The 7,401-nt window shown below is 67.0% G+C and carries 6 protein-coding genes and 1 pseudogene; all 7 read left to right on the top strand.

Features of this window, described 5'->3' with window-relative positions:
- The coding region (locus tag B3446_RS00505; RefSeq protein WP_291376571.1) for a chemotaxis protein CheB at window positions 1-623 on the top strand (623 nt) is incomplete at its 5' end.
- 51 nt (window positions 624-674) lie between these two features.
- Window positions 675-1,064, top strand: a complete 390-nt coding sequence (gene cheY / locus B3446_RS00500) for a chemotaxis response regulator CheY (protein WP_056316584.1) — start codon at window positions 675-677, stop codon at window positions 1,062-1,064.
- 8 nt (window positions 1,065-1,072) lie between these two features.
- Window positions 1,073-1,705 carry a protein phosphatase CheZ gene (gene cheZ, locus B3446_RS00495; protein ID WP_056570181.1) on the top strand — a complete coding sequence of 211 codons (633 nt, stop codon included), beginning with the start codon at window positions 1,073-1,075 and terminating at the stop codon, window positions 1,703-1,705.
- A gap of 296 nt (window positions 1,706-2,001) precedes the next feature.
- On the top strand, window positions 2,002-3,549 hold the full coding sequence (locus B3446_RS00490; RefSeq protein WP_291376557.1) for a methyl-accepting chemotaxis protein: 1,548 nt from the start codon (window positions 2,002-2,004) through the stop codon (window positions 3,547-3,549).
- Window positions 3,550-3,788: 239 nt separating this feature from the next.
- Window positions 3,789-4,943 carry a flagellar biosynthesis protein FlhB gene (flhB, locus tag B3446_RS00485; protein WP_191578107.1) on the top strand — a complete coding sequence of 385 codons (1,155 nt, stop codon included), beginning with the start codon at window positions 3,789-3,791 and terminating at the stop codon, window positions 4,941-4,943.
- Window positions 4,944-4,946: 3 nt separating this feature from the next.
- Complete coding sequence (gene flhA, locus B3446_RS00480) at window positions 4,947-7,067, top strand: flagellar biosynthesis protein FlhA (RefSeq protein WP_291376554.1); 2,121 nt, start codon at window positions 4,947-4,949, stop codon at window positions 7,065-7,067.
- A pseudogene (locus B3446_RS00475) lies at window positions 7,064-7,401 on the top strand (flagellar biosynthesis protein FlhF); the annotation flags it as partial. The gene flhA and the pseudogene B3446_RS00475, both read left to right, overlap by 4 nt.

Raw genomic sequence — 7,401 nt, 5'->3', positions numbered from 1 at the left:
CGCCGGCGCCCATGCTGCGCCGTCCGCTGTCCAGCTCGGAAAAGCTGGTCATCGTAGGCGCGTCCACCGGCGGCACCGAAGCCATTCGCGAAGTCCTGCAGCCGCTGCCGCCGGACAGCCCCGCGATCCTGATCACGCAGCACATGCCGGCCGGCTTCACGCGGTCGTTCGCGCAGCGCCTGGACGCGCTGTGCGCCGTGACCGTGCGCGAGGCCGTGCATGGCGAGCGCGTGCTGCCGGGCCACGTGTACCTGGCGCCGGGCGGCGAAATGCACATGCGGTTGGGCCGCAGCGGCGCCAACTACGTCATCGAGCTGGAAGCCAGCGAACCGGTCAACCGCCATCGCCCGTCCGTGGACGTGCTGTTCAACTCAGCGGCCGTGGCGGCGGGCAAGAACGCCATCGGCGTGATCCTGACGGGCATGGGCAAGGATGGCGCCACCGGCATGCTGGCCATGCACCGGGCGGGCGCGCACACGATCGCGCAGGACGAAGCAAGCTGCGTGGTCTTTGGCATGCCCCGCGAGGCCATTGCCATCGGGGCTGCAAGTGAAGTGGTGCCGTTGTCGGCGATGAGCGAACGCATTCTGACTCGCCTGGGCGACCGTGGGCACCGCGTTTAACGCGGGCTGACGCCACGATCGGTCTCAAGCAAATTTTTTCTGGAGTGAAAGATGGTAGACAAGGGCCTGAAGATTCTGGTGGTGGATGACTTCCCCACCATGCGGCGGATCATCCGCAACCTGCTTAAAGAGCTGGGTTTCGAAAACGTGGATGAGGCCGAGGACGGCGCCATTGGCCTGGAGAAGCTGCGCAACGGCGGCTTCCAGTTCGTGGTGTCCGACTGGAACATGCCCAACCTGGACGGTCTGGAGATGCTCAAGCAGATCCGCGCCGACGCATCGCTGGCCTCGCTGCCGGTGCTGATGGTGACGGCGGAAGCCAAGAAGGAAAACATCGTTGCCGCAGCCCAGGCCGGCGCCAACGGTTACGTGGTCAAGCCTTTCACCGCGGCAACGCTGGAGGAAAAGCTGAACAAGATCTTCGAGAAAATTGGCGGGTGAGGTGTGCGATGAGCTCAACGGAAACAGTTGACCCGGCAGAGTCGCCCGACCTGATCCATCGCATCGCCTCGCTCACCCGCATGCTGCGCGACAGCATGCGCGAACTGGGCCTGGATCAAGCGATCAAGGACGCCGCCAATGCAATCCCCGACGCGCGCGACCGCCTGCGGTACGTGGCGCAGATGACCGAGCAGGCCGCCAATCGGGTGCTCAACGCCACCGAGCAGGCCGGCCCGATCCAGGACAACATGTCGCGTTCGGCGCAGGCGCTGGATAGCCGCTGGCAGCAATGGTATGACCAGCCGCTGGAGATGCCGGAAGCGCGCGAACTGGTGCAGGACACGCGCGCCTTCCTGGCCGACGTGCCCAAGCAGACGCAGCAGACGCAGTCCAAGCTGATGGAAATCATCATGGCGCAGGATTTCCAGGACCTCACGGGCCAGGTCATCATGCGCATGATGGACGTGGTGGGCGCGATCGAACGCGAACTGCTGCAGGTGCTGCTGGACAACGTGCCGCAAGAGCGCCGCGATGAAGCCAACAGCCTGCTCAACGGTCCGCAGATCAACCCGCAAGGCAAGACCGACGTGGTCACCAGCCAGGACCAGGTCGACGACCTGCTGGCCAGCCTGGGCTTCTGAGCCCAGCCCTCGGGCGATGTTCGCTCCCGGACATCGCCCCGGTGTCAGACACCCGCATGGCCCTGGTGTCTGACACCCGCGCGCGGCTGCGTTCTTGCGGCTGCCTTCCTGCCGCACCTGGGCGTCTTTGCGGCCTCGTCCGCATGACGTATTCCCTAAGAGCGCAAACGCGGCCCTGCCGATAGACTCCTGCGAACAATAATCGGGGCCTTGCAGCGCGAGACAAGGCGCGCTTTTGCGCGCCAGGCCACGGATGCCCAAAGCAGGCGGTCCGGGCCAGGGAGAGGAGGTTCATCATGGCCAGATCCGTATTCCGCCTGGGCGGCATGTGGGGCTTGTTGCGTCGGCTCAATCGCGGTGACGCGATGCTGTCGGAGCGCGCCCTGTCTTTCAGTCCGGCCGCCTGGCCGCTGTACCGTTTCCTGGCGCAGATCCGCGTGCGGGTCATGACGGTGCGCCAGTCCAGCATCGAGATCGCGCTGAACGCGGCGCGCACACAGTTCCAGGCGGGGCGCTGTTCGCTGCTGGCGCGCGAGCAGGCCAGGGCCGCCGACGCGCTGGCGGCCAGCGGTGCGCAGATCGCGGACCTGTCGGCATCCACCTCCACGCATGCCCGCGAAATCGCCGCCGTTTCCGGCCAGAATCTGCATGCCGCAGAGCAGGCGCTGGCCGAGCTGACCGAGGTCAGGGCGCGCGTCGACCGCATGACGCGCGAGATGGCGGCCTTTACCGAAGTGGTGGGGCAACTGGCCGCCCGGGCGCAGTCGGTGGGCGACATCAGCAAGGCAATCAAAGGCATTGCGCTGCAGACGCAACTGCTCGCGTTGAACGCGGGCGTCGAGGCGGCCAGGGCAGGGGACGCGGGACGGGGCTTTGCGGTGGTGGCCAGCGAAGTCGGCCGTCTGGCCGAACGCGTCAACACCGCCACCGGCGACATCGGCCGCCATACCGCCGAGATGCTGGGCCTGGTCGAATCCACCCAGCGCCAGACCGGCACGCTGCGCGAGGATGTGGACGCGTCGGGCGCGGTGCTGAACCGCACCTGTGACGGATTCGAGCGCTTCGTGCGCGACTTCGACAGCATGAACCGGCAGGTGGGCGAAGTGGTGCAGGCGATCGGCGAGGTCGATGCGACCAATCACGGCATGAGCCAGGAGGTCGGGCGGATCGCGGCGCTGAGCGCGGACGTGCTGGAGCGGGTGGGCAGCATGTCGGGCGAAATCGACCGCATCCGCCGCCAGACCGAAAGCGTGCAGGAGGTGCTGGCCGACATGCGCACCGGCGATACCGCGTTCGACAGCCTGTCGGCCTCGCTGGAGGCGTTTGCAGACGCGGCGGCAGGATTGCTCCACGATGCCCGGCGGCGCGGCGTCGACGTGTTCGACCGCCACTACCAGCGCATTCCCGGCAGCGAGCCGCCGCGATATCACACGGCGTATGACCGCGCCATCGACGAGCCGCTGACGCGCTTGCTCGACCGTGTGCTGGAGGCGGTGCCCGGCGCGATCTACACGATCCTGGTGGACAACCGGGGTTACGCACCCGCGCACAACAGCCGGTTTTCGCTGGCGCCGACCGGCGATCCGAAGGTCGACATCGTCCGGGTGCGCAACAAGCGGATCTTTGACGATCCGGTGGGCGCCCGGCTGGCCGCCAATACGGGCGCGCAGTTGTTCCAGACGTATTCGCGGGATACCGGCGAGATCGTCAATGACATTTCGCTGCCCATTTATTTGGGGCCGGAGCACTGGGGCGCGGTGCGTATCGGGCTGGATTATGCGCGCTTCCAGGCGATCCTGGACGGGCAGGGCGTCGGGGGACGGGCGGCGCCGGTGGCGGGCTGACGGGACGGCGTCACGCGGGGCGTTCATGTGGCGGCTTGATGTGGCGGGTTGAAGCGGCGGGTTGAAGCGGCGGGCTGAAGCCGCCCGCCCAGGGGGGGCTGACCGGCCGCCGGCGGCGCATCCGGGAATAGCGCCGCTTTCCCCCCGTTTCTTGGCATATCGCCAACCCCCCGCGCCTCCTAGAATCTCGGCGGGCGGCTTGCATTCCACGTCAGCGAGCCGCAACGATCCCGTAGAGCATGTCCGAAGAAAGCGACCTCGAGAAAACCGAAGCCGCCTCTCCCAGGCGCCTGGAAAAGGCGCGCGAGGAGGGGCAGATTGCGCGTTCCCGGGAACTGGGCACGTTCATGATGCTGGCCGTCGGTGTCGCCGCGATCTGGGCGGGCGGCGGGTCGCTGTACCGGGGCCTGAGCGGCGTGCTGCGCAACGGGCTGGCCTTCGATCAGCGCGTCGCGTTGGATCCCGGCGTCATGGTCGAGCAGGCGGTAAGCGGTTTCGGCCATGCGCTGCTGGTGTTGCTGCCGATCTTCGGCTTGCTGGCGGTGGTTGCAGTGCTGTCGAGCGTGGTGCTGGGCGGCCTGGTGATTTCGACCAAGCCGCTGACGCCCAATTTTTCGAAGCTCAGCCCGCTGGCCGGCTTGAAGCGCATGTTCTCGTCGCAGACGGTGGTGGAGCTGATCAAGGCGCTGGCCAAAGCGCTGCTGGTCGGCGGCGTGGCGGTATGGGTCATCTGGCGCTATCACGACGACATGATGGGGCTGATGCACGTGGCGCCGTCGGCCGCGCTGACCAAGGCGCTGACCCTGGTGGCGATGTGCTGCGCCTTCATCGTGGCGTCGCTGCTCATCATCGTCATGCTGGACGTACCGTGGCAGATCTGGAGCCATCTGAAGAAGCTGCGGATGTCCAAGGAAGACGTGCGCCAGGAGCACAAGGAAAGCGAAGGCGATCCGCATGTGAAGGCGCGCATCCGGCAGCAGCAGCGTCAGGCGGCCCGCCGGCGCATGATGTCCGAGGTGCCGAAGGCCGACGTCGTGGTGACCAACCCGACGCACTATGCGGTGGCGCTGAAGTACGACGAATCGAAGGGCGGCGCGCCGCGCGTGCTGGCCAAGGGCACGGGCCTGATCGCCGCGAAGATCCGCGAGCTGGCGGCCGAAAACAAGATTCCCACATTGGAAGCGCCGCCGTTGGCGCGCGCATTGCATCAACACGTCGAGCTGGGACAAGAAATCCCGGCCGAGCTGTATACCGCGGTGGCGGAAGTGCTGGCATGGGTATTCCAGCTACGATCCTGGCGCTCGGGCTGGGGGCTTGAACCCTCGGCCCCCACGAAGTTGAACGTGCCAGCCGAACTGGACCCGCAGGCAAAAACCGCAGCACAAGGAGTTTAAGGAATGAGCGCTCTGCTCACCATGTTGAAGAATAACGGCGGCACGCACGCGCGGCTGCTGGCGGGTCCCATCCTGATCGTGATGGTGCTGGGCATGATGGTGCTGCCCCTGCCCACGTTCCTGCTGGATCTGCTGTTCACCTTCAACATCGCGTTGTCCGTGATGATCCTGCTGGTGGCCATGTTCACGCGCAAGCCGCTGGACTTTGCCGCGTTCCCCGCCGTGCTGCTGTTCGCGACGCTGCTGCGCTTGTCGCTCAACGTCGCGTCCACCCGGGTCGTGCTGCTGCACGGTCACACGGGCCCGGACGCCGCGGGCAAGGTGATCGAGGCCTTCGGGCACTTCCTGGTAGGCGGCAACTTCGCTGTCGGGATCATCGTCTTCATCATCCTGACCATCATCAACTTCATCGTCATCACCAAGGGTGCGGGGCGTATCGCGGAAGTGGGCGCGCGTTTCACCCTGGACGCCATGCCCGGCAAGCAGATGGCGATCGACGCGGACCTGAACGCCGGCCTGATCGGCGAAGACGAGGCGCGCAAGCGCCGGTCGGAAGTCTCGCAGGAATCGGACTTCTTCGGCTCGATGGACGGCGCCTCCAAGTTCGTGCGCGGCGACGCCATCGCCGGCCTGCTGATCATGGCGATCAACGTCATCGGCGGCCTGGTCGTCGGTGTGGCGCAGCATGACATGTCCATGGGCGAAGCCGGCCGCGTCTACACGCTGCTGACCATCGGTGACGGCCTGGTTGCCCAGATCCCCGCGCTGGTGATCTCTACCGCCGCCGGTGTGGTCGTGTCGCGCGTGTCGACGGACCAGGACATCGGTCAGCAGATCATCAGCCAGCTGTTCTCCAACCCGAGCGTGCTGTTCCTGACCGCCGGCATCATCGGCATCATGGGCCTCATCCCCAACATGCCCCACGTCGCGTTCCTGACGCTGGCCGGCGCACTGGGCTGGGGTGGCTGGGCGCTGCTCAAACGCAAGAAAGCCGCCGCCGTGGCCGCCGAGGAGATACCGCCGCAGGCGATCACCCAGGCGCAGGCTGCGGCCGCCGAGGCAAGCTGGGAAGACGTGTCGATGGTGGACCAGCTGGGGCTGGAGGTGGGCTACCGCCTGATTCCGCTGGTGGACCACGCGCAGAACGGCGAGCTGCTGCATCGCATCCGCAGCCTGCGCAAGAAGTTTGCGCAGGACGTGGGCTTTCTGCCGCCCGTCGTGCACATCCGCGACAACCTGGAACTCAAGCCCAACGATTACCGCATCCTGCTGTCGGGTGTGGAAGTGGGCAATGGCGTTGCAATGCCCGGCCAGTGGCTGGCCATCGACCCGGGCGGCGTGACCATGCAGATCAAGGGCACGCCGACGACCGATCCGGCGTTCGGCCTGCCGGCGCTGTGGATCGACAGTTCGCTGCGCGATCAGGCGCAGGTCGCCGGATATACGGTGGTGGATGCGGGCACGGTCGTAGCCACGCACCTGAATCACCTGATGCATCGCCACGGCTCGAACCTCCTGGGCCGCCAGGAAGTGCAGCAACTGCTGGATCGCATCGGCCGCGACGCGCCGAAGCTGGTCGAGGACCTGGTGCCCAAGACGCTGTCGCTGACGGCGCTGCAGAAGGTGCTGCAGGGTCTGCTGTCGGAAGAAGTGCCGATCCGCGACATGCGCACCATCATCGACACGCTGTCCGAGCACGGCCCGCGACTGGCGGCGATGGCCGCCGGGTCGGGCGGGCAGCCGGACATCAACGAGCTGATCGCACTGACGCGCCGCGCGCTTGGCCGCGCCATCACGCAGCAATGGTTCCCCGGCGAGGGCGAGTTGCGGGTGATCGGTCTGGACGTGAAGCTGGAACGCGTGCTGTCGCAGGCCATGACGACCAGCGGCGGCCTGGAGCCGGGCCTGGCCGATACGCTGCTGCGCGAGGCGCAGGCGGCGGTCGAACGGCAGGAATCGCAGGGCAATGCGCCGGTGCTGCTGGTGTCGCCGGTGCTGCGCGCGCCGCTGTCGCGCTTCCTGCGGCATCATCTGCCGCAGCTTGGCGTGTTGTCGAATACGGAAATTCCCGATGAGCGCATCGTCCGCGTGACGGCGCTGATCGGCGGGAGCAATGGGCAATGAAGATCAGCCGCTTTTACGGGGCAAACACCCGTGACGTGATGCGTCAGGTGCGCGAGGCCTTGGGGCCGGATGCGCTGATCGTGTCGAACCGCAGCGTCGACGGCGGCATCGAGGTGCTGGCCACCGTCGACGGCGCTTTCGACGACGCGCCGCAGCAGCAGCAGCAGACGCCGCCGCGCGAAACGCCGGCCTATGCGCCGCCGGCGCAGGAACGTCAGCCCGCGGCGCCGTCGTTCGGCGCACCGGCCGGGATGGCGCGGCCGCAGGTGATGCCTGCTGCGATGCCGCCTCTTCCGCCCGCAGCGATGTCGCCGGCCATGTCGCCGGCCGGCTA

It is taken from the genome of Achromobacter sp. UBA5777 (assembly GCF_002418565.1).
Taxonomy (GTDB): Bacteria; Pseudomonadota; Gammaproteobacteria; order Burkholderiales; family Burkholderiaceae_B; genus Achromobacter; species Achromobacter animicus.
This window is presented reverse-complemented; position numbering and strand designations above follow the sequence as displayed.

Excerpts from the sequence above, each read along its gene's own strand:
- cheY (WP_056316584.1), top strand. The coding sequence starts at position 675 with ATGGTAGACAAGGGCCTGAAGATTCTGGTGGTGGATGACTTCCCCACC.
- cheZ (WP_056570181.1), top strand. The coding sequence starts at position 1,073 with ATGAGCTCAACGGAAACAGTTGACCCGGCAGAGTCGCCCGACCTGATC.
- B3446_RS00490 (WP_291376557.1), top strand. The coding sequence starts at position 2,002 with ATGGCCAGATCCGTATTCCGCCTGGGCGGCATGTGGGGCTTGTTGCGT.
- flhB (WP_191578107.1), top strand. The coding sequence starts at position 3,789 with ATGTCCGAAGAAAGCGACCTCGAGAAAACCGAAGCCGCCTCTCCCAGG.
- flhA (WP_291376554.1), top strand. The coding sequence starts at position 4,947 with ATGAGCGCTCTGCTCACCATGTTGAAGAATAACGGCGGCACGCACGCG.